Below are 21348 nucleotides of genomic sequence, written 5' to 3'. Positions count from 1 at the left end.
TTTGCTTCCGAAGCATCAGAACCGTCCCCATTAAAAACGGCCCTCATGCTCAGGAAGCATGAGAACCGTCCCCACTAAAACAAGGCTTTTAATTTGTCCCAGAACCCTTTCTTTTCTTCGGGTTCTTTTTTCTTCGTTTCTTTTTCTCCTATTTCGATGCTTTCGGTTTTTATCACGAATTGGACTGAAGAGACTTTTTCATTCTTGGATGACACAAAGGATAATGGTTTGAAATCGGATTTATCATATTCCGAGATCATCTTATTGATTTCCTTTTGCATCTGATCCGGCAAGTCTTTCGTTTCCTGATGTAATTCTTCTGTTCCGTTATGAAGCTCACCAACGCCGTCTGCTAATTCGCCTGTACCACCTGTTAAGTCCACAATACCCGAATGCAGCTTGCCATACGAATTGGATAACTCTTTGACCCCTTTTGTATAACTCACTAATCCAGAATGGAATTCACCATACTTGGAGGACAGAGCAGCTAAGCCTTTTTGCAATTCACTCAGCCCGCTGAGATCCATCCTCTCAAGAGATGCAGACAGATCATCTGCGATTGAATTCAATTGCTTACTCATCTCTCGCACCGAACCGCTGACCTCAGTTAAAGTTGGCTCTACGGCTTCAAAGCCTCCTTTTACATTGGAATAGGTCCCTTTCACTTTTTGGGAGGCTTTATAGGAATCTACCAGTTTATCAACGACTTCTGGATCAGCACCGCTCGCATACAATTCAGCGATTTCTTCCTTGGTAACCTGTTCAGCAGGAATTTCCACAATTACCCCATCCAACGCATCATACGCCTTTGAGTAGTTCTCTTGTAAGGTTGTTAAACCATTCGCTGCTTTAGTAAGGCCATCTGCCAATTGTCGAAGACCGTCCGGTAATTGTTTCAGACCTGACAAGTCCATCTCACCGGTATCCGCTGGTAAGGCATGATTGATCTTCCCAAGTGCATCTCCAATCGAACGGGATGCCCCAACGAGTTTTGAAGAGGAACCACCCAACTCGTTCATTCCATTTTTATATTGAGCCGAACCGTCACGAAGGCTTCCTGCTCCGTTATTCAATTCGGCAACGCCATCATCCAGATCTGTAACACCGTCATTCAGCTTTCCGATCGCATCGGATAATTCCGACATGTCATCTGTCATGTTTTCCATTTTCGATGTATCGATTGGAAGAGTTGATGGGACAGCTGCGATTTCTACTCCCTGGAATTCGAAGTCCTTCACATCCGCCTCTACGCTGAGTTTTTCCTCTTTTCCAGGCATGACGGTAAACGTGATCTGCTTATTTTTCCCTGCATTTGCAATCATTCCGTCTGATGCTTCAATGTTCTGATACGTATTCGGAAGCTTCAATGAAACTTGCAGCAAATAGTTTTCATAGAATACCGGATCAACAGCCTTATTCACATTCGTATCGATGCTGATTTCGACATGGCCGTTTTCTCCTGCAAGCTCCGATGGGTCCACTTCACGTCCATCCAACTTATAAGAAACCTTCACATCCCACGGAATTTCTGTATCTTTATCCATGTTTCCTTGATAATAGAATTTACCTTCCGGAGCATCCATGCGGACGGTCTGCCCCTCTTGATCGAGTTCCGATAAATCAGTCAGATTCTTGACGCTGCTGTACTGCCCATGATCAAGGATTTCTCCAGCCCGCGCCACATCCAACGTATTTACAACATAGATGTTATCGAGTTCCCCATTGGCGGTTAACGTTGCATACACCACTTCTTCCTTCGAATTGACTTTGCCTTCCGTTTTTTCAGCTCCTGCCACAGCAGCTGTACTATTAAGAAATGAAGGCAAGACGATCAGGAACGAAAGCGCTACATACAGTACTTGTTTTTTTCTCATCATCATTTCTCCTCATAAAAGTTTGCTTTATAGGTCGTTTTTTTAATGACTTTATCGAATACCAACAGCATCGCAGGCAAGAACAGCACAACCATCACAAAGGCCAGCAACGCCCCTCTGCCCATTAATAGACCGATGGCTCCGACAATCGGATTGGAAGAGGTGATCCATAAAATGAAACCGACACTGGATAGAATCGCTGCAGAGATGGATATGGAGAAGGTCTTTTCATCCAACGTTTTTACGATGGCTTTTCGAGCAGGCATTTCTTTGCGATAGTGCTGGAAAGCCTCTGTGAAAAGAATTCCGTAATCCACCGTTGCTGCAAGCTGGACCGTACTGATGATCAGATAGCCGACAAACACGAGCGGCGTATCAGTAAAATATGGAATCGACAAGTTGATCCAGACGGAGGATTGGATCGTCAGGAGCAGGACCACTGGGATGGAAATCGATTTGAACGTGATCAGCAGCACGAGGGCAATTGTCACGACCGTCAACACGTTCACCACGATATTGTCCTTTGATACGGTACTTTTGATATCGTACAGCGTCACGCTTTCTCCCAGGGTGTGTGCCTGATCGCCATAATAATCGGCAGCCAAATGTTCAACCTTTTCAACAATCGAAAAAGGAATATCCCCCTCTGTCCCTTGATTCGTATTAATCACGATACGGCTGTAGTTTTTAGAGTAAAATTCATTCGTGACCGATTTATCCAAGTAATCAGGGGGGATTGCCTCGCCCACCTGATTCACATACGCAATCACACTTGTCACATAGTCGAGCCCTTCTAGATTTTCAACGAGCTCCTTCTCTTTCGCCATATCTCCTTTAGGTACGAGAAGGACGATCGGCGTCGTTTCCCCAAATGCTTCTTCTACCGCTACAGCGTCACTGCCAGCACGTGTATTTTCCGGCATTTCCCCAAAGCCATACGTAAAGGCTGTGTTGCTTTGAGCCAAAAAGGCAGGAACGAGGATGGCAAAAACGAGAAGCAAGCTTGGAACTTTCAGTTTGATCACTTTTTTTCCAAAACCGGTGAAGTCAGGAACGAAGCTCTTATGCTTTGTTTTATCCATCCATTTATAAAATAAGAGAGTTAACGCAGGTAAGAAGACCATGACACTGATGAAACTCAGGAGAATCCCCTTCACCAGGTTCAACCCAAGATCAGACCCAATTTCAAACTTCATGAATGTAAGGGCGATGAACCCGAAAAACGTTGTTGCGGCACTTGCCGTTATCGCTGGGAATGACTTTTTCATCGCAAGCTGCATCGCTTCTTCCGGACTGTCGGTCGTCTTCCGAAAATCAGAAAAGCTATGTAGCAGGAACACTGCATAATCGAGTGAAACGGCCAGCTGTAAAATCGGCGCAACCGATTGGGTGACAAAGGAAACCTCCCCTATGAAGATGTTGGTTCCTAAATTGATCAGGACTGAAACCCCAATCGCTGTCAGGAAAAACAATGGCTCTGCCCATGAAGTCGTCGAGATGACTAGAATCAGAATGATCATCGGAACCAATAAGAGCGCCGCGTTCATTGATTCCTGACCCGCCATCTTTTGGGAGCTTGCCGTATTGATGGCTTCCCCAGCAATCGCTCCATCTTCGCCAATCAGCTTATAGATGGCATCGGTTACTTTCACTTCATCCCCGGAGTTGACACTGATTGATAACAGGGCATTACCTTCTTTGTAGTAGTTTTCTACCGTCTCGTCGTCTGCCAGCTCTAAAGGGATTTTCAGATCGACGACATCATCCATCCAAATGACATCTGAAACACCGTCAATGGCTGAGAGTTGTTCTTTATATTGAAGCGCTTCCGGTATCGATACATCCCTCAACATGACTCTCGTATCCGGAACAGAACCGGAAAACTCCTCTTCCATGATCTCCATCGCCTGTGTTGATTCAGCATCTTCTGGCAAGTAATCTACCATATTGTAATTTACCGAAACAAAAAACTGCGCCACCGACGAGATGACCGCAATCAAAACAAATGCAATGACAACTGCTTTCTTATGTTTTATGATCCGTGCTGCTATATTTGACATTTTTGATCCTCTCTTGTGTCTTACTCATTTTCACTTTATCATTATATTAAACACAGTGTTGGTTATTCAACAGACAGTTGCGTTAATTTCGTTAGCTTCCCAACAGATAATCCTCTTTTGTTGGATAACTTCTTGAACTTTTTATGAAGGCACTGCTGTTAAGGTCTTTATTGATTTCAAGTGAAATTTACGACACTCCTGCGGGAAAAGCGAACCAGATGTGACCCCGCAGCGAGGAACTCGTGAGAAGGCTCACGAAAGTGGGTTAATGCAGAGAAGTGATGTCTAGCTCAGCGACCAGTCACTTGGATCACGTCAAGCTTCCTGCGGCGGCGACAGCCTCCTCGTCAGTTTTCCAGTGACCTGCGTACCTGACCGGGTCGCTTCCGCTTTTCGTTTGCCCGCGGAAAAAGGGAGTGAATTTCGCAGAAATCAACAATAAAAGCTTTATGAGAACGGTAGAAAGGATAGATAACGATTGACTGATAAATTGGATCGACGTAAAAAATATACACGGATGGTTTTGAAGGATAGTCTGATGGCATTATTGAAGAAAAAGCAGATTTCCAGTATTACGATCAAAGAACTTTGTGAGCTGGCGGACATCAACCGGTCTACATTCTATGCCCATTATTCAGATCAATACGACCTGCTTGATTCCATCGAAGAAGAGTTTACCGAGGATATGGTGGCGACGCTTAATGAATACAATTTTTCAAAAGAAGAAGAAGCCTACCAGATGACAGAAAAGCTCTTTGAGTATATTGCGGAAAAAAGCGACATATGCCAAACCCTTTTGAGTGAGAATAGCGATATCCACTTTCAGAAGAAAGGGATGATGATTACAAAGCAATTCATATTCAAAAACCTGATGATTGAAAATAAGCTTGACGAAGAAACCTTTGAATACTTCACCATCTTTTTTGTGAGTGGAAGCATTCATGTGATCAAGAAGTGGCTGGAAAATGGAATGAACAAAACACCCAAAGAAATGGCCGAGATTCTCAACAATTTCATCAACAAAGGCTTATCGGATTTACGATAGGACACTGAAAACCCCTGGTTACCGACTTAACGTGGTCACTTGTAGGTGCAAAATGCAAAAGCACAGGAAAAATACGAAGGGATGTGGGTAACGAAATGCCACTTTGTTTTTGACATTTCCATCCCTCCATTAATTTTTGTTAGATAGTTTCACGCCAACATCTTTTCACTTAATTCCAACCTTTTAGTTTAGTATACAATACCCTCCTAAGGTATATGATCATAAAAAAGGTTACTATAATTTAAGTCTTAAAAATGCTAGATGTTAATGTTCACTCATGATTCTTAAATGCTTTTCCATCATGGTAGTAAAGTTCAGAACCTAAATTATCATTTCTTTCTTCTTTCAATTGACGAATAAGTTCTTCACTTTTTTCTTTATTCATTTTCTTATACCAGGTTCCTTGAGGATATAGAACAGTAATTGGACCATGTTTGCATTGGCCATTACATAATGTTTTGGTTGTGTGAATCTCTTTTTGCAACTCTAATTTTTTTATTTCTTCTCTAATCGTCTCCGTGACTTCTTCTGCTCCATTCTTCGTGCATGTTGCCCCGTTGCAAATTAATAGATGTTTGCTAAATCCCTCTAAGTTCATAAAAATTCCCCCTGTTCTTCCTTTTTTATTTGACCTCTATAACAAATGGATAGCTGTTGACTTTGCCATCAAATTTAAATTCTCCCCACACTTTGTAGATCCCAGGTTTATCAAATGTTGTTTCAAATATTGTCTTTTCTTCTGATGCAGGGTGCACATGGACAAATTTCTCACCATTTTCATCCAAAATCACAACGTGGCCTAAAGCTCCCAAATAGGGTTCTGGAGTAATCCCTTTCGTATCAAAACGTAATGTAACATCTTTGTTTACTCCTAGCTCTGTCGTTGTTAATTCAACGGTCTTTTTATTGATTGTTTTTGTTAAGCTTGTATTAGGTTTCAGCGAATTATCTCCATGTATGCCATGACCTTTACCTACATTCAGTTCTGTCGGTTTCACCTCATAAGCAAGGTTTTTTGGTTTAATATCAATAAACACTTTATAAGAGTTTTCAGGTAGATTGAATTTCTGAGTATAAAGACCGTTCCCATTTTCCTCAGGATGTAAATGGTAGTAATTCTCCAGGTCTGCACTCACAATGATCAGATGCATGATTTTTTCGTGAGAGATCTCTAATTCAGGTGCATGTTGGTCTTTATCCTTTAAATTAATTGAAATTAAGCCATTTTCATAGTTTACGTTTGTGGCTACTTCGCTTTCCTCATGAGCTCCATGATCGGAATGCTCTGAATCAGCACTATCCTTTGTTTGACTAGCATGATCACCGGTATGTTCTTCCTTAACCGTTTCTGCGGAGTGGGTATCTTTGTGATCGTTATTCCCATTCACACTTGCATATACTGTATATCCACCAATGACTAACCCGAGATAAACAATGGCTGAAATCGCCCAGGTCAAAATCGTTTTTTGTTTCATAAAAACACTCCTCTTATTTTTTCAGATAGATTATCCTTTTAACTGAATCCTTTGTAATCTGAGTGCATTTAACACAACTGAAACGGAACTAAATGCCATTGCGACTCCCGCAAGCCATGGGGCCAGAAACCCTAGTGCTGCAATTGGAACGCCTAATGCATTATAAGCAAAGGCCCAAAATAGATTTTGCTTGATATTTCGAATGGTCATTTTACTCATAAAGATGGCATCAGCAATACTATTTAAGTCTCCTTTGATTAAGGTTATATCTGCAGCCTCCATTGCTACATCAGTACCCGTACCGATTGCCATGCCAATATCGGCAGTAGCTAACGCTGGCGCATCGTTAATACCGTCACCAACCATTGCCACTTTCTTTCCTACTTTTTGAAGCTTTTTCACTTCCTCTGCCTTTCCTTCTGGTAGAACTTCTGCTATCACTTGATCAATACCGACCTCATTTGCAATGGCTTGAGCTGTCTGCTTGTTATCTCCTGTAATCATCACAACCTCAAGACCCATCTTTTTTAACCTTTCAATCGCTTTTGGAGAGGTTTCTTTAATCGTATCTGCGACGGCAATCAATCCAGCAAAGTGATGATCAATTGCGACTAGCATTGCTGTCTTACCTTGCTTTTCTAAGTTTTCCATTTTAGGTAGTATGTCTCCAACGTTAATGTTGTTTTTCTCCATAAGCCGTCGTGTTCCGATAAGCAAGGATTTTCCTTCAACTTTCGATTCGATTCCAAAGCCAGGAATCGCTTCGAAATGTTCAGATGTTCCAAGTTCAATCCCTTTTTCTTTAATGCCCTCGACAATTGCTTCAGCTAACGGATGTTCAGAATTTCTTTCTGCAGCACCGACTAACTTTAAAAATTCTTTTTCTTCAAATCCGTTTGACAGAATAACATCTGTAAGTGTTGGTTTTCCATTTGTTACAGTTCCCGTTTTATCAAGGATGACTGTATCCAATCGATGAGTCGTTTCAAGATGCTCCCCGCCTTTAAACAAAATTCCATATTCAGCAGCTCGGCCTGACCCTGCCATAATGGAGGTGGGAGTGGCTAGGCCTAACGCACATGGACATGCGATAACTAATACGGCAATTAACTTTTCAAGGGCTACTGCAAACTCTCCGGGACTGACAACAAAGTACCAAACTAGAAATGTCACAATGGCTATTCCAACTACGATTGGGACAAAAATTCCTGAGATCACATCAGCTAAACGCTGGATTGGTGCTTTTGATCCTTGAGCTTCTTCGACTACTTTGATTATTTGAGCTAAGGCCGTATCTTTTCCTACCTTTGTTGCCTTTACCTTTATAAATCCGTTCTTATTTATGGTCGATCCTATGACTGCATCTCCAACTGTTTTATCAACAGGAATACTTTCACCTGTAATCATTGACTCATCAAGGGCAGACCTTCCTTCGAAGATCACTCCATCTACAGGTACCTTTTCACCTGGTTTCACATAGACGATATCACCAGCGATTACCTCTTCAATGGATACATTCAATTCTTGCCCGTCTCTTACTACTGTAGCCGTTTTCGCCTGTAAGCCCATAAGCTTCTTAATGGCTTCAGATGAACGACCCTTTGCTTTTGCTTCAAACAGTTTCCCTAATATAATAAGAGTGATTAATACAGCACTTGTTTCAAAATATAATTCGACCATATGTGAATCAGAGCCTATTGATATAATACTTAAGTAAATGCTATAGAAATAAGCTGCAGAGGTACCAAGGGCAACCAAAACATCCATGTTTGCACTTTTATTTCTTAATGCTTTATAAGCACCCACGTAAAATTGCCCCCCAACTATAAATTGAACTGGAGTCGCAAGCGCGAGTTGAACCCAAGGATTCATGAACATCTCAGGAAGCCAAATAAAAGAAGTAAATTGAAAATGACTGACCATCGCCCAAAGTAAAGGGATGGATAAAATCGCAGAGAAAATAAATTTCCCTTTTTGCTTTTCAATTTCTTTTTGTCTATGATCAACCTTTTCGCCTTGAGCTTCTTTCTTTTGTTCTAAACGATAGCCCAATTTTTTGATGGCTTCTATCATATCCGCAGCCGACACTTCATCAGGGTTATATTCTACAAGAGCAGATTCTAAAGCGAAGTTTACCGTTGCGGTTTGGACTCCACTTAACTTATTTAAACGTTTTTCAATTTTATTAGCACAAGCAGCACATGTCATGCCACTTATATCAAATTCAACTTTCTCACTCGTTACTTTGTATCCTAAAGATTGCACTTTTTCTTTAACTTGATGTACATTTGTTTTAAACGGATCAAATGTTACTTTTGATTTTTCTAATGCGAAATTTACATTCGCATCCTCTACTCCATCTATTTTTTTTAGACCTTTTTCGATTCTTACGGCACAAGCAGCACATGTCATACCAGCTATTTGAAGTGTTGTTTCTTTTTTATCACTCATAACCTTTCACTCCTATCACCATATACTCTAGTGGGGTATATATTTTTGCGAATAAAACGTGCTGTCGAGACAGCACGCTTTTTCAGTTCCTTAGTGACAGCTATGATCGTTAGGTGATTAACACACCCACCTCATAACCTTGATCTTCAATCAATTAACTTTATTATTAAATAAAGGGTACCCTGGTAAGGTATATAATTAAGTAAAAAAAAGATTGTTCTTTTATCAGCACATCTTTAATTTTTATTGGACATCATAACCTTGGTCATCGATTGTTTCTTTGATCTTATCAAGGGGAACTTCATTTGGATTAAATTCCACACGAACAGTTCCTGAATCTAAATTTACGTTAACAGCTGTAACTCCGGTTAATTCGCCTACACTGCCTTCAATTGATTGGATACAATGGCCACATGACATCCCTTGTACGTTTAGAGTTGTTTTTTCCATATCGCATAGTCTCCTTTTTTATTTTTTCATTAATTTTTGGATGGTTACCATTACCTCATCTAAAATCTCCGTGTCACCTTCTTGAATTTTCTCTAGAACACATGTCTTCATATGTCCGTCAAGCAAAATTCGAGCAACACTATTTAAAGCAGATTGAGTCGCAGATATTTGAGTAATGACATCATCACAATACGTATCTTTTTCAATTAATCCTTTTATTCCGCGAATTTGTCCTTCAATTCGATTTAATCTTGTTACTAAATTATTTTTCACATTATCTGAATGATGGCTTTTTCTTTCACCGTCTGATGAACAACATTGATCGGTTTCAACCATATGATCAAGATTTTCTAAATTAATCGACATTAAATCACCTCCTTAACGATATTGTACTATACCCCCATAAGGTATGCAAAGTAATTTTTTTAAAAATATTAAAAATAGGCATTTGACCATAAAAATTTTATCCACTTAACTGTCCATTGAAAATAAAGTTGTTGAATTTTGGTGACTTGAAGCCGCATTCTTCCGTTCAGAGATGCGGCTCTTTCAAAAATAGTTGTTGAATTTTCATAAAAGACTCCCATTACAGGTAAAATTCGTAATAAAAAAGTTGTTAAAAAACTACTCAGCAATCGCGCTGAATAAATTCGTCTTGATTGTAAAAGCTTATATTCGATATCCGACTGAACGGGCTAGTTGTGCCAACCCACCGAATAAAGCCCTTTGAAATAGGATAGGAGGTCCTGCTATATATCCATCTATACACTCCCATGCCATCCCTAACCATAATGGATTCCGAGGGACGCCTTTGGAATTTAATCGGTTTTGTTTGGTTAATTTGTGTATGAGCTTGAACATGTTCCAATGATTCCCTGGTGGTCGAATTTCATGGATTGCTATCAACTGATCTTCACTCTCATTCCAGAATTGATGCACCTGTTCGGGAAGAACCTTTATATGCTGGCCAGGTCCAAGAAGTTGTTCCGTGCCATCTACTATGAAGCGCATCATCCCTTCCTTAACCGTAAATGATTCCGTTAGAACTGGATGCCAATGTGGACCGTTCATTGCACCTCTTTTCATTACCAAATGTTCAACAATCAAGTACTCCCCTTGTTCATCTGTACCTTGATCTAGAAGTGTAATTGTCGTTCCGTCTGGATGAACGAGTACCTGTTCCATAGTTCTATTCAATAGAATCCACCCCTATTCAACTTCCATTATATCTCATAATTGAAATTAATGAACATTTATACAGAGGGGTTTGGTTATTCAATTATTTGGCCCTTTTGTGGATTAAATATAGGAACCTCTTATTCCAGAAAACTGCCAACTTCTTAAGTAAGAGAAAGGCGATTACCTTATGCAGCAATCGCCCCCTATAATATGATTCAACGTAAAGTGTTTCCAACCGTTCCTGTTACAGTGGAATACTCTTTAACAACAAAAGGAAAAGATTTTCAAAGTGTATTGATCGAAATGCGCAATTGGAGACAAAGATGGGAAAAGGAAAAATGATAAAAATCAAGCCAGCTATTCTAGTCATTAGAACAAACTGGCTTGATTTTATCTTCGAAACTTTTACAATAACAGAAATACGTATTATGGTATCAAACTCTTCCTAGAGTATTACTTGTTTGCACTTCTGAAATAATCCGTTACCCCCGACTGCCAGTGGCGTTTACCTTTTATACTGTTTCTTTCACTTTTCTCGTTTGTAAACGATAAACCTGGTAGAGGAGCAACGCGAATATGGATAAGATGGCTCCTGAAATGAATGGGAGACCGATCGCAATCGAAAATAACAAGCCGCCTAGAGGAGGTCCTGCAATCCGGCCGAATGAATCAAAAGACGAAAGTAAGCCAGTAACGCTCCCATACCCTGTGTCCGAGCGTTTGGTAAGAAGGGCAGAGATCGCCGGTCGGATCACGCCATTCCCCAATCCGAAAACCGTCAGGAAGAGAGTCGTTGTCCAGAAATCACGTGAAAACAAGATAAGGACGAATCCAATCGCCGATACAGTAATGCCTACCCGGATGACCGCACCTTCACCGAACCTCTTTGTCATCGGGCCGACCAATCCTCCTTGCACAATAGCACTGCCCAGCCCCATGATCATGAAGATATAACCAAGTTGGACCGTGGTTATTCCTGCCTTATCAGCTGCGAAATAGGCGAAAGTCGCTTCAAGACCAGCCAGCGATAAAGTGACGATCAATTGTAAAATGAACAGAATGGAGAGTGGTCCTTCAAATGCTTTCCAGACCGAATCCCTCTTTCTCGAAAACTCATTTCTTTTCTCTGCAGGGAGTGACTCTTTCACTAATATAAGCACCAAAATCAATGTAATGATCGACGAAATTCCTGCCACATAAAAGGGCATTGAAAGACTTGTTTTTGAAAATACACCGCCGATCGCGGGTCCGAAAATGAAACCGAGCCCGGTGGCAGCTCCGATGATCCCCATCCCTTTACCACGGTTTTCTGGGGTTGTGATATCTGCTGCATAAGCCATGGTCGTCGGCATGTTAGCCGATGATAAAAATCCACCGATAATCCGGGCGGCAAATAAAACCCATAGCGAATCTGCCATAGCCATGATGAAAAATGAAATCGCTAATCCTGCTACTCCTAACATCATGACCGGCTTCCGGCCGATACGATCAGAAATACGCCCCCACATCGGAGCGAAGAGTAGCTGCATGATCGAATAAACCGCCATCAATAGACCTAGTTCAAACGGACTTCCTCCCACCTCTTCAGCGAGGAATGGCAAGACCGGAATGATGATGCCGAATCCGACCATGACCATGAACATGACAAGAAAAAGTATTGGTAACGCCTTTTTTGACTCCATTATGTATTCCCCTCATATTGAATAAAATTTATCTTTATGACTTGGTTGTACTTATTGTTTATAAAATGTTTCGATTCTTGTATCAAGACAACCATTACCTGACTAATTGTCAAGTTATAATTATACTATTGTCATTTACTTAATCCAATTAATTTTGAATCTAGTTGCACTAAAAAATAAACACGGCTTTCATAATGAGAGTCGTGTTTATTAGTCATATATTGAGCCGGGTAAACTTTTGGTACTTGTTTGCCCTGAATGGAATCCTTTTCTTGGATACCTCTAGGACAATTATCCTTCAACTTTCCAAGCATCCAATACGTTCCCATTTTGATGTACAATATATTCTTCAAACTGATTTGCTACTGTACACGCATGGTTTGGAATAATTCTTACCTTATCATTCAATTTTAAGGAACTCTTCTGTGTGGATGTACCAATTCCATGTTCTTCTGATAACCGTTCCAGCGTAATTTCTGGATGGCCGATCATGTGGCCGAATCCTTTCACGGTATTATTTCCGTGTGCTCCTTTATCCAAACAAAGCGTTTTGCTTCCTGTATCAAATACAATCCGATCTTGATAAACACCAACTACAGAAGCCAATACCGTCAATGCACAGTTTTCAATATCGGCAACACCTAATCCTACTTGAATTGCATCGAAAAACACAGCGTTTCCGGGCCTGATTTCGGTGATCCCGGGTACCTTTCCTGCAATTTTATAGGTCGGAGTGGAACCGACACTTCTTACTGGTATCGGAATCCCAGCTTTTTCACATTCCTCAGCGCTTTCTACGACTGCCCATCCTTCCTGAACTCCAATTTGTTCAATTTCTGAATAGGTTGAAGCAGCATAGGAATGTCCGGCATGGGTCAAAATACCGCCCAACCTGATCTTGGAATGCGATAAAACTTCCTTCGCTAATACCAGAGCGTCCTTTCCTGGTTCAACCCCACATCGGTTTAGCCCGGAATTCACTTTGATCCATACTTCCATTGAAAATGGTGTATGATCAAGTTCCTTTTGCAAATAAGCTAACTGCTCCGTGCTATCTACTGATACTTTCAGTTTAACACCTTGTTGTAAAAGCTTTATCATTCTACCAATCTTGTTCGGACTGGAAATGGGATAGGCGATCAATATGTCATCTACTCCACCAGCAGCCATTACTTCTGCTTCAACAATCGTAGCGGTCGTTATGCCGACAGCTCCCGCTTGAAGCTGCAGCTTTGCGATTTCAATGGATTTATGTGTCTTTATATGCGGGCGATAAGAAAGGTTATGTTCCTCTGAAAAGTTTGCGATTTCATTAATATTTTTTTTAAGCTTTGGGTAATCCAGCAGCAATGTCGGCGTGTCTAAACTCGTTACCATCGTCATATTTTAGGCGTCTCCTACTTTGTTTATGACATCGACTGTTAAGTAGAGTTCCAGAAGGTCTTTTGCATAATCCGGGAAGAACTGACCTGTTTCATAATACGTTAAATCAAGCACTTCTTGGACTGTTCGTTTCCCATCCATCCAATATAAAATAAAGTCAGCATAGCCAAGCGGAATGTTTGGTTCCACCTCTTTTAACCAATGATATCTTTCCTCTATAGACAGGACACCTATTTCATCAACCAGGCGGACTGGAGCCTTATAATTTCGCTTATAAATCGCGTTCATTCCCTCCTGGACTTTATTCTCCTCGGTTTCCTTTGAGAATTGCCGCTCTCCTATTACAAAAAGAATATCAGCTTGCTTTGTAATCAGATTTTTCAGCTGTTCAATTTGCTCTTGCAGATTGTTGAAGTTGCGAAGTTTGGCATAGAAGTCGAGCTGGGATAAGGAGTCCTCTTCATATTTAACATAAAAAGAGAAGGCATCACGAAATTCCTTATTGGTTAAGTTAGATTTCGTCAACGACTCTTTTGCGTTATTCAAATGTGAGCCGATCTTCCCCATATGCTGCAAGGTGTACGAAATCCACTCTTCCTCTTCTCCATTTGCTAAACCGTAACTATATAGAGCGGTTACTGTACCGATCAGTTTCATCATGTTCTCATCCAGGTTTTTAGTAGAGTCCGATGTCGTATGATAATGCCTATCTGGCCATTGAATAAGCATCGGACACGGAATCCCGATTGTGGGGTCCGAAATGATAGAATGATCACTTCCGCCAGAAAAACGGGTTTTGACATGATGCTCCGTACTATAATCCGTAGTGCCGGTAAAATTAGTGGTGTTATTTGACGTATCTTCTACCAATTTGTAGGCGAACCTATCCAGAAAAGTCGGCACAGCCATTGGCGGTTGTTCAACACATAATGGACCTCCGCCCTTCGTTTGATTGGCTCCCACCATATCCAGGTTCAACGCTGCGATTGTATTCGGAATCCGCTCTTTGTTCAGATGAAAATAGGCAGCCGTTCCGGTCATTTCCGGCATCATCAAGAATCTGATCCCAAGCTCTGGCTGTGACAATATATCTTCCTTTATCAACCGTGTCAATGTCCGCATCACTTCCATTAATGTACCAGGTCCCGATGCGTTATCTTGTCCTCCTGGATACGGATGGCACAAGTGGCTTACTAGTAAAATCTCCTGCTCTTTTTTACCAGGAATGAAGTATTCAATGCTTTCAAATTGCCCGTCTTCCAGTTCAGCTTCCACTTTTGCCTTCACTCGGACCGTTTGCTTTTCTGCTAGATGCCTAAGTTCTTCCCCGATCCTGGGAGATACGACAAAACCGAACGACTTCATCTCCTTTTCACGATGCCACCAATAGGATGTGTATTGTCGTGTATCCGGTAAATCCCAACGTGTTCGGATCGGTTGGAATTCAGCAAGATTATCAAAAATCAGTCCTGCACATTTATATTTTTCTACCGCCAATGCATGAATGATAAACTGGTTTCCTCTTACAAGCACAATCTTGCCTTCCAAGTCCAGCCCCTCATAACTGCTCTCTTGCTCTGCATTTTCTATAACAACCAGTTCAGCCTCTAATCCTTCTTCTGGTGTTGAAATGCTCCTTTGTACAACTGAAATTTCTTCCTCCTCGAATCTGGCAATCCTTTTACGTTGCGGCGTTTCGATCCAGAGCTCTGCACGTTCACACTTCCATTCTTTAAACGAAAAATGTGATAAAAACCGCTCGCCAAACCTGGCTGGATACGATACCAGTTCAGCATCCACACCATCACGTTGTAATAATCTCATAACTTCATCGGCCGCTTCCCGATACCCTGGAGAGGCTTGAATGCGGTGATATTGCGCAATCCGATCTGCGTACCGAAAAGCCTGTCTTCCTGATATTTCTTCTTCAATGATCTTCTTTATATTTTCGAACATCCAATCCCTCCAAATCATTTCTCTTTTCTTATTCGATTTTTCAAAGTCAAACCCTTCTTGAATTGCCGGTTCTTGTCACAAGCTGAAGTTAAGGATAAACAGACAGATCTTCAGTCCAAGAAAAAGTATTTAGGGAAAGGAGCCCTACCCTTTCAAACCTATGTAAATCCGTTTCTACTATTTTTGCTGTTATATTAATTTTTTGAAAATTCATTCATCTTGCTTTCATATTCTATCATTTCTTATTATAATTATAATGTAAGAGCGATTATAATTTTTGTTTCACACATAAAAGAAAGGAGCATGCTTAATGGACAAGAACGAAATGCATGACAGCAAAGCTGGTGCTGGCCAGTGCCCTTTTACGGGTGCAAAATCGAAGGAAGAAAGTGCCGTCACGACGACCAAAGTCGGGACAACCAATAAGGACTGGTGGCCGAACCAGCTGAACCTGAACATTCTTCGTCAGCATGACACGAAGACGAATCCGATGGGTGAAGACTTTGATTATGCTGAAGAGTTCCAAAAGCTGGATTACGATGCTCTGAAGCAGGACCTTCATGACTTGATGACAGACAGCCAGGACTGGTGGCCTGCAGACTATGGACACTATGGACCCCTCTTTATCCGCATGTCCTGGCACGCAGCCGGTACATACCGTACTGGTGACGGACGCGGAGGCGGGAGCACGGGTCAACAACGTTTTGCACCGCTGAACAGCTGGCCGGATAACGCGAACCTTGATAAAGCGCGCCGCTTGCTTTGGCCGATCAAACAAAAATACGGGAACAAGATTTCATGGGCAGACTTGCTTGTCCTATCCGGTAATGTCGCGCTTGAATCGATGGGCTTGAAGACGTTCGGTTTCGGTGGTGGACGTGAAGACGTCTGGCATCCAGAAGAAGATGTCTACTGGGGTAATGAGACAGAATGGCTCGGTGACAACCGGTACTCAGGCGACCGCGAGCTGGAAAATCCGCTTGCTGCCGTTCAGATGGGTCTCATCTATGTCAACCCTGAAGGTCCAAACGGAAACCCGGATCCAGTTGCAAGTGGACGCGACATCCGTGAAACGTTTGCCCGTATGGGAATGAACGATGAGGAGACCGTTGCGCTCATAGCCGGTGGCCACACATTCGGTAAAGCACACGGCGCAGGTGATGCTGAAGCACATGTCGGCGCAGCACCAGAAGCTGCGGATATCGAAGACCAGGGCTTAGGTTGGAAGAGCACCCACGGAAGCGGTATAGGTCGTGATACGATCACGAGCGGTGTCGAAGGTGCATGGACGGCGAACCCGACAAAATGGGATAACGGTTACTATGACCTTTTGTTCGGCTATGAATGGGAATTGACGAAGAGTCCTGCAGGGGCAAATCAGTGGAAACCAGTTAACCCGAAAGAAGAAGATCTCGCACCAGATGCCGAAGATCCATCTGTAAAAGTTCCGACGTTCATGACGACAGCCGATATGTCGTTGCGTATGTTCCCTGATTATGAGAAGATCTCACGTCGTTTCCATCAGAACCCGGATGAATTCGCAGATGTTTTCGCACGTGCTTGGTTCAAGCTGCTTCATCGTGACATGGGTCCAAAATCAAGATACCTTGGCCCTGAAGTACCAAAAGAAGATCTGATCTGGCAGGACCCGATTCCAGCTGTCGATTATGAATTGACAGATGCTGAAGTCGCAGACTTGAAAGCGAAAATCCTGTCTTCTGGCCTATCTGTCAGTGAGCTAGTGAAAACCGCATGGGCTTCTGCAAGCACATATCGGGGATCAGACATGCGCGGTGGTGCAAATGGTGCACGCGTCCGCCTTGCCCCTCAGAAAGATTGGGAAGTGAACGAGCCTGAGCACCTTGCAAAAGTACTTTCCGTCTATGAAGACATTCAAAAACAGCTTGATAAAAAAGTGAGCCTTGCTGATTTGATTGTTCTTGGGGGAAGTGCAGCAATCGAAAAAGCCGCTAAAGATGCAGGTGTTGACGTGACCGTTCCATTTGCACCTGGACGCGGTGATGCAACTGAAGAGAAGACAGATGCAGAAAGTTTTGATGTATTAGAGCCGATGGCAGATGGTTTCCGAAACTATGAGAAAAAGGAATACACGTTGAGCCCAGAGGAACTGTTAGTGGACAAATCTCAGCTGCTAGGTCTTACTCCACCGGAAATGACGGTGTTGATCGGTGGTATGCGTGTACTTGGTACAAACTACAAAGGCACAGATCACGGCGTATTCACAGACCGTGTCGGCACACTCACAAACGACTTCTTCGTGAACCTGCTTGACATGAATATCGAATGGAAGCCAGCAGGGTACAACCATTACGAAGGACGCGATCGTAAAACAGGCGAAGTCAAACGCACAGCAACACGCGTCGACCTCGTATTCGGATCAAACTCTGAACTGCGTGCTCTGGCAGAAGTCTATGCACAAGACGACAACAAAGAAAAATTCGTACACGACTTCGTAGCCGCATGGGTGAAAGTGATGAATGCAGATCGGTTTGATCTTAAAGCTAAGAAGTCTTCAACGATGTATGCGTAATGCGTAATTAAAAGATGAAAAGCACCTTATCATACTGCGTAAGTGGCATGAGTTAAGGTGCTTTTTCTAGTTTACAAATTTTATTTTTTTACCTGATTTTATTACTTACCTAATAAATCATTCCAAACTCTATTTATTTGATTATCATTTGCATTTTTTATTCTCTTTTCTAGCACTTTCAGACTAATACTTATTCTTTTTCTGTCGGGACTATTTCTTGCTCCTAAATAATCATCTACATGGATAGATTGTCCTGTACTATCTTTCACCGATTCAAGTACCGCATTCTTAGAAAATCTTACAAAGTATTCAACCATTCCTTTAAAAGTACGAGGTGTGCTATCCGAATTTTTAAAAGCATTAATAGCTAAAGATTCTATATGATAGCCTGATAATTGTTTGCTCTTAGGGGCTGATGAATTAATACTTTTAAACAATTTTATTAGAGGTACCACTCTATTTCCATTTTCACGATTTACCTTTGTTAGTTTTTCAGCGAACTTATGTGGCTTAATTACATTACTCCATTTATCAGAACCTATCGAAGGAATTTTATAGCCAGTTTGTGTTTTTAAACTAGGCAGAAGTTGAATTTCATTACCATTAGAGTATTTAACGGTAACCGCCAATTTCCCAATACTAACTTCAGTGTTGGGTAGACGTTTACTAATCTTTTCGGCAAAGATAGAGAGTAGTTCTTGAGGACTTTTGTCTTGATAGCTACTATTATTAATTTGTACTAGCATGTCAATATCACTTAGGCCATTTACGTAAGTATGTTTATTTAATGAGCCACCAAATCTCATCTCAATAGAATTTTCAATATCTTTTTCAAGAGCACCTTTTAATGTTTCAAGGTGTTTATTAATTTGCTCAGTGTCTCTACTATTAATCTGTTTAAATAGGGACTCAAGAAACTTGTTCACCTCTCTATCATAAGCGTCCTGTTTTTCCCTTTCATCTTTGGTTTTTTGTAATTCGCTTAGAGGAATTCTTGGAGTACCACTTCCTCTACTGCCTCCCATAGTAATCATTCTCCTTTCTTTATCATATTTGATAATTTTCGAATTTGTAACAAAGTATTTTCATCTAAGTTTAAAGAATCCCAATTATTACTGGAAGTAAATTCTATTAACCTTTCTTTCAAGTCACATAAGATTCGTAAGTTTTCTAATATAGCTAATGCCTTCACTTCATCGTCTTCAAAAGACCAAAGTTCATTACTGATTGAATAACTGTTAAAGTAGGTTGGATAATCATTATTAAAGGCAAATCTTAACCAAGATAATCCGTCAAATATATCTGCTCCACTGAGGAAATAAACAATAATATTTAGAGGATCTATACATCCAAAGATATGTATAGGTATTTCTAAATTTTTATTTTCCAAAGATTTTCTTACTCTATATATATTTTTACATCTTTCTAATAAAGAAAACCCCAGCTCTTTCTCGGTAAACCCAACCACAGAAAAATTGCTTATCAAATCTATATTCTGACAATATTCATCTATATTTATTAACGGGTAACTAGAAGAAGGCTTGCATAAGAAATCAGAAGCAAAGTCAGGGTATTGTGCAAAGGTTTCATTGGCAAGTTCTAATTGTCTACTTAAAGGCATTGTTTCTGTACTATCAAAATTTACAATTAGAATGTTAGTAAGAGACTCAATCTTTTCTAATAGACTGTGATGTAATTCTCTATTCCAAGTCTCCGAAATGTGTCTATCCCTATAAATTGTAGATAAATCATGTTCTTTATCTCTTTCGTATCCACCACTATCAATCAATAGCATGTCAGTTTCATATATACTATCAATATTTATGTTTTTATAGTGCAGATCATAAGCACTTACCAATGATACATCCGTTAGATATTCTTTTAGATTGTTATATAAGTCGCCTACTTCTGGGAAGCCTTTGCTTGAAAATGATGGAACCAAAATTGGTGTCTCTTCCTCAATTCCTTTTATCTTTCTCTGCTTACAATGAGTAAAGTCCATTCAGTAAACTCCTATCTTTGCATGAGGGGCAACTCCCGCAAGCTATTTTATTCTTGATCTCACAACTATATGTAAGGTTTACAGGTACTTCTTTTTCTAAACAATAATTAAAGATTTGTTTTTTATCATGTAATATAAATGGTGCTTCAATTGTTACAGTTCCATGAAAGTATCCATCGATTAATTTTTGACAGTCCCTAATAAACTTTTTACTACAGTCATAGTAAGGAGTGCCATTATGAATACCTAATGCAATCCTTGAAACATCTTTTTGAAACAAGTTGGCAGCCATCAGTATAAACAGAGCATTTCTAGAAATGTATTCTCCATCTATATTAGAAAATTCAAATCCTACATTTATAAATTTTGTGTCGATTTTATAGTAATTACTTACTTTTTCTACTGCCTCTCTCTCACTATCTTGACTTTTTTGACCATATTGAAAATGGACACATTTAACACAACAATTTTTTGATAAAAAATATGGTATTAATGCAGTGGAATCGATACCACCACTTAATAGAATTACAGTTGAATTATCACCTAATTCTTCCATAAACTTATCACCTAATTTTTTTTATTTGCATTCTTTTCAAAAAGGTAATTTATTGATTTTTTTATAATATAAAATATATTCACTATAAATAACGGAACAAAAGGCTCACTATCTAGCGTTTCACTTAAATACTTCTTCCTTTTTAACTTTTGTTTAGACCTTAAAAATGTCTTATCTGGTATCAATGGAGAATTTTCATTAATTAAGGTGTATTGAGTTGTAAGCTTATCAACATCCTCTTGACTCACCTTCTCTTTTTTTTCTGCAGTATCAGCTAACCTAATAAATGTTGTTAATTGTTTAACCGCACTCTCGTGAGAAGCCGCTTTTTTATTTAAGTTTAAAAACTCCTCAAATACTGTTAATAAGAATACAAAGGACGCAGTTAAACCGACTGATAAATCATACATATCACTAGATAAATCCTTTAGTAAGACTAAAAAATCGTTATAATCTGCAAATGTAAGGATTGCAACAATTGATGCACTTATCAATGTTAGGCCATGCAGTATATTACTTGCACTTTGATATTTCTTAAACAAGAGTCCATGAGCACTTCTACCAACTTCGGATTTTTTTCTTAGCTTTTTTATTTGCTCTTTAGGATTAGTTTCTACCATAAAAATCTCCCATTTTCTTCAATAGTTAAATTATACCATATTTCATATCTTTTTTAGCTAAAGT

Annotated in this window: 17 protein-coding genes and 1 pseudogene; 3 read left to right on the top strand and 15 right to left on the bottom strand. The window is 40.4% G+C overall.

Annotated features, from left to right (window positions below):
• Positions 1-74: 74 nt before the first annotated feature.
• Both KOL94_RS19515 and KOL94_RS19510 read right to left on the bottom strand, forming a co-directional pair.
• Entirely contained in the window at positions 75-1874 is a 1800-nt protein-coding gene (locus KOL94_RS19515; protein ID WP_311775196.1) for a YhgE/Pip domain-containing protein, read from the bottom strand.
• A 2-nt stretch (positions 1875-1876) separates the two neighbouring features.
• Positions 1877-3934, bottom strand: coding sequence for an efflux RND transporter permease subunit (locus KOL94_RS19510; RefSeq protein WP_221568351.1), 2058 nt, complete (start codon positions 3932-3934; stop codon positions 1877-1879).
• Positions 3935-4412: 478 nt separating this feature from the next.
• On the opposite strand from KOL94_RS19510, the gene KOL94_RS19505 reads away from it, so the two are divergent.
• Positions 4413-4979, top strand: a complete 567-nt coding sequence (locus tag KOL94_RS19505) for a TetR/AcrR family transcriptional regulator (protein ID WP_221568350.1) — start codon at positions 4413-4415, stop codon at positions 4977-4979.
• Positions 4980-5250: 271 nt separating this feature from the next.
• Here KOL94_RS19505 and KOL94_RS19500 read toward each other — a convergent pair whose 3' ends face one another.
• The 6 genes from KOL94_RS19500 to KOL94_RS19475 form a co-directional block, all read right to left on the bottom strand.
• Positions 5251-5577 carry a (2Fe-2S) ferredoxin domain-containing protein gene (locus tag KOL94_RS19500; RefSeq protein WP_221568349.1) on the bottom strand — a complete coding sequence of 109 codons (327 nt, stop codon included), beginning with the start codon at positions 5575-5577 and terminating at the stop codon, positions 5251-5253.
• Between the two features lie 25 nt (positions 5578-5602).
• Positions 5603-6454 carry a hypothetical protein gene (locus tag KOL94_RS19495; RefSeq protein ID WP_221568348.1) on the bottom strand — a complete coding sequence of 284 codons (852 nt, stop codon included), beginning with the start codon at positions 6452-6454 and terminating at the stop codon, positions 5603-5605.
• A gap of 30 nt (positions 6455-6484) precedes the next feature.
• On the bottom strand, positions 6485-8905 hold the full coding sequence (locus KOL94_RS19490) for a heavy metal translocating P-type ATPase (RefSeq protein ID WP_221568347.1): 2421 nt from the start codon (positions 8903-8905) through the stop codon (positions 6485-6487).
• A 243-nt stretch (positions 8906-9148) separates the two neighbouring features.
• Positions 9149-9355 (bottom strand): copper chaperone CopZ, encoded by a 207-nt coding sequence (gene copZ / locus KOL94_RS19485; protein WP_221568346.1) that lies wholly within the window; start codon positions 9353-9355, stop codon positions 9149-9151.
• Positions 9356-9373: 18 nt separating this feature from the next.
• Positions 9374-9721: a metal-sensitive transcriptional regulator gene (locus KOL94_RS19480; protein ID WP_221568345.1), complete on the bottom strand. Its 348-nt coding sequence runs from the start codon at positions 9719-9721 to the stop codon at positions 9374-9376.
• Between the two features lie 303 nt (positions 9722-10024).
• Entirely contained in the window at positions 10025-10552 is a 528-nt protein-coding gene (locus tag KOL94_RS19475) for a cupin domain-containing protein (RefSeq protein ID WP_260412545.1), read from the bottom strand.
• 192 nt (positions 10553-10744) lie between these two features.
• Between KOL94_RS19475 and KOL94_RS19470 the strand changes: the two are divergent.
• Positions 10745-10876 (top strand): annotated as a pseudogene (locus KOL94_RS19470) (winged helix-turn-helix transcriptional regulator); the annotation flags it as partial.
• A gap of 170 nt (positions 10877-11046) precedes the next feature.
• Here KOL94_RS19470 and KOL94_RS19465 read toward each other — a convergent pair.
• From KOL94_RS19465 to KOL94_RS19455, 3 genes are all read right to left on the bottom strand, one after another.
• A complete protein-coding gene (locus KOL94_RS19465; RefSeq protein ID WP_221568343.1) occupies positions 11047-12216 on the bottom strand; it encodes an MFS transporter in 1170 nt (389 codons plus the stop codon).
• A 291-nt stretch (positions 12217-12507) separates the two neighbouring features.
• Positions 12508-13599: a D-TA family PLP-dependent enzyme gene (locus KOL94_RS19460; RefSeq protein ID WP_221568342.1), complete on the bottom strand. Its 1092-nt coding sequence runs from the start codon at positions 13597-13599 to the stop codon at positions 12508-12510.
• A 3-nt stretch (positions 13600-13602) separates the two neighbouring features.
• Entirely contained in the window at positions 13603-15555 is a 1953-nt protein-coding gene (locus tag KOL94_RS19455; protein WP_221568341.1) for a DUF4910 domain-containing protein, read from the bottom strand.
• A gap of 310 nt (positions 15556-15865) precedes the next feature.
• On the opposite strand from KOL94_RS19455, the gene katG reads away from it, so the two are divergent.
• Entirely contained in the window at positions 15866-18106 is a 2241-nt protein-coding gene (gene katG, locus KOL94_RS19450; protein ID WP_221568340.1) for a catalase/peroxidase HPI, read from the top strand.
• A gap of 101 nt (positions 18107-18207) precedes the next feature.
• On the opposite strand, the gene KOL94_RS19445 is transcribed toward katG, so the two are convergent.
• Genes KOL94_RS19445 through KOL94_RS19430 form a run of 4 tightly spaced genes read right to left on the bottom strand, consistent with a single transcriptional unit; the run spans position 18208 to position 21284 of the window.
• Positions 18208-19131 (bottom strand): CBASS oligonucleotide cyclase, encoded by a 924-nt coding sequence (locus tag KOL94_RS19445; RefSeq protein WP_221568339.1) that lies wholly within the window; start codon positions 19129-19131, stop codon positions 18208-18210.
• A 5-nt stretch (positions 19132-19136) separates the two neighbouring features.
• Positions 19137-20108: a hypothetical protein gene (locus KOL94_RS19440; protein WP_221568338.1), complete on the bottom strand. Its 972-nt coding sequence runs from the start codon at positions 20106-20108 to the stop codon at positions 19137-19139.
• Entirely contained in the window at positions 20089-20664 is a 576-nt protein-coding gene (locus KOL94_RS19435; RefSeq protein WP_221568337.1) for a 7-cyano-7-deazaguanine synthase, read from the bottom strand. The genes KOL94_RS19440 and KOL94_RS19435 overlap by 20 nt, the downstream gene beginning before the upstream one ends.
• Positions 20665-20675: 11 nt before the next feature.
• A complete protein-coding gene (locus tag KOL94_RS19430; protein ID WP_221568336.1) occupies positions 20676-21284 on the bottom strand; it encodes a hypothetical protein in 609 nt (202 codons plus the stop codon).
• Positions 21285-21348: the final 64 nt, after the last annotated feature.

It is taken from the genome of Alkalihalobacillus sp. TS-13 (assembly GCF_019720915.1).
Lineage (GTDB): Bacteria > Bacillota > Bacilli > Bacillales > Fictibacillaceae > Pseudalkalibacillus.
This window is presented reverse-complemented; position numbering and strand designations above follow the sequence as displayed.

Excerpts from the sequence above, each read along its gene's own strand:
- KOL94_RS19515 (WP_311775196.1), bottom strand. The coding sequence starts at position 1,874 with ATGAGAAAAAAACAAGTACTGTATGTAGCGCTTTCGTTCCTGATCGTC.
- KOL94_RS19510 (WP_221568351.1), bottom strand. The coding sequence starts at position 3,934 with ATGTCAAATATAGCAGCACGGATCATAAAACATAAGAAAGCAGTTGTC.
- KOL94_RS19500 (WP_221568349.1), bottom strand. The coding sequence starts at position 5,577 with ATGAACTTAGAGGGATTTAGCAAACATCTATTAATTTGCAACGGGGCA.
- KOL94_RS19495 (WP_221568348.1), bottom strand. The coding sequence starts at position 6,454 with ATGAAACAAAAAACGATTTTGACCTGGGCGATTTCAGCCATTGTTTAT.
- KOL94_RS19490 (WP_221568347.1), bottom strand. The coding sequence starts at position 8,905 with ATGAGTGATAAAAAAGAAACAACACTTCAAATAGCTGGTATGACATGT.
- copZ (WP_221568346.1), bottom strand. The coding sequence starts at position 9,355 with ATGGAAAAAACAACTCTAAACGTACAAGGGATGTCATGTGGCCATTGT.
- KOL94_RS19480 (WP_221568345.1), bottom strand. The coding sequence starts at position 9,721 with ATGTCGATTAATTTAGAAAATCTTGATCATATGGTTGAAACCGATCAA.
- KOL94_RS19465 (WP_221568343.1), bottom strand. The coding sequence starts at position 12,216 with ATGGAGTCAAAAAAGGCGTTACCAATACTTTTTCTTGTCATGTTCATG.
- KOL94_RS19460 (WP_221568342.1), bottom strand. The coding sequence starts at position 13,599 with ATGACGATGGTAACGAGTTTAGACACGCCGACATTGCTGCTGGATTAC.
- KOL94_RS19455 (WP_221568341.1), bottom strand. The coding sequence starts at position 15,555 with ATGTTCGAAAATATAAAGAAGATCATTGAAGAAGAAATATCAGGAAGA.
- katG (WP_221568340.1), top strand. The coding sequence starts at position 15,866 with ATGGACAAGAACGAAATGCATGACAGCAAAGCTGGTGCTGGCCAGTGC.
- KOL94_RS19445 (WP_221568339.1), bottom strand. The coding sequence starts at position 19,131 with ATGGGAGGCAGTAGAGGAAGTGGTACTCCAAGAATTCCTCTAAGCGAA.
- KOL94_RS19440 (WP_221568338.1), bottom strand. The coding sequence starts at position 20,108 with ATGGACTTTACTCATTGTAAGCAGAGAAAGATAAAAGGAATTGAGGAA.
- KOL94_RS19435 (WP_221568337.1), bottom strand. The coding sequence starts at position 20,664 with ATGGAAGAATTAGGTGATAATTCAACTGTAATTCTATTAAGTGGTGGT.
- KOL94_RS19430 (WP_221568336.1), bottom strand. The coding sequence starts at position 21,284 with ATGGTAGAAACTAATCCTAAAGAGCAAATAAAAAAGCTAAGAAAAAAA.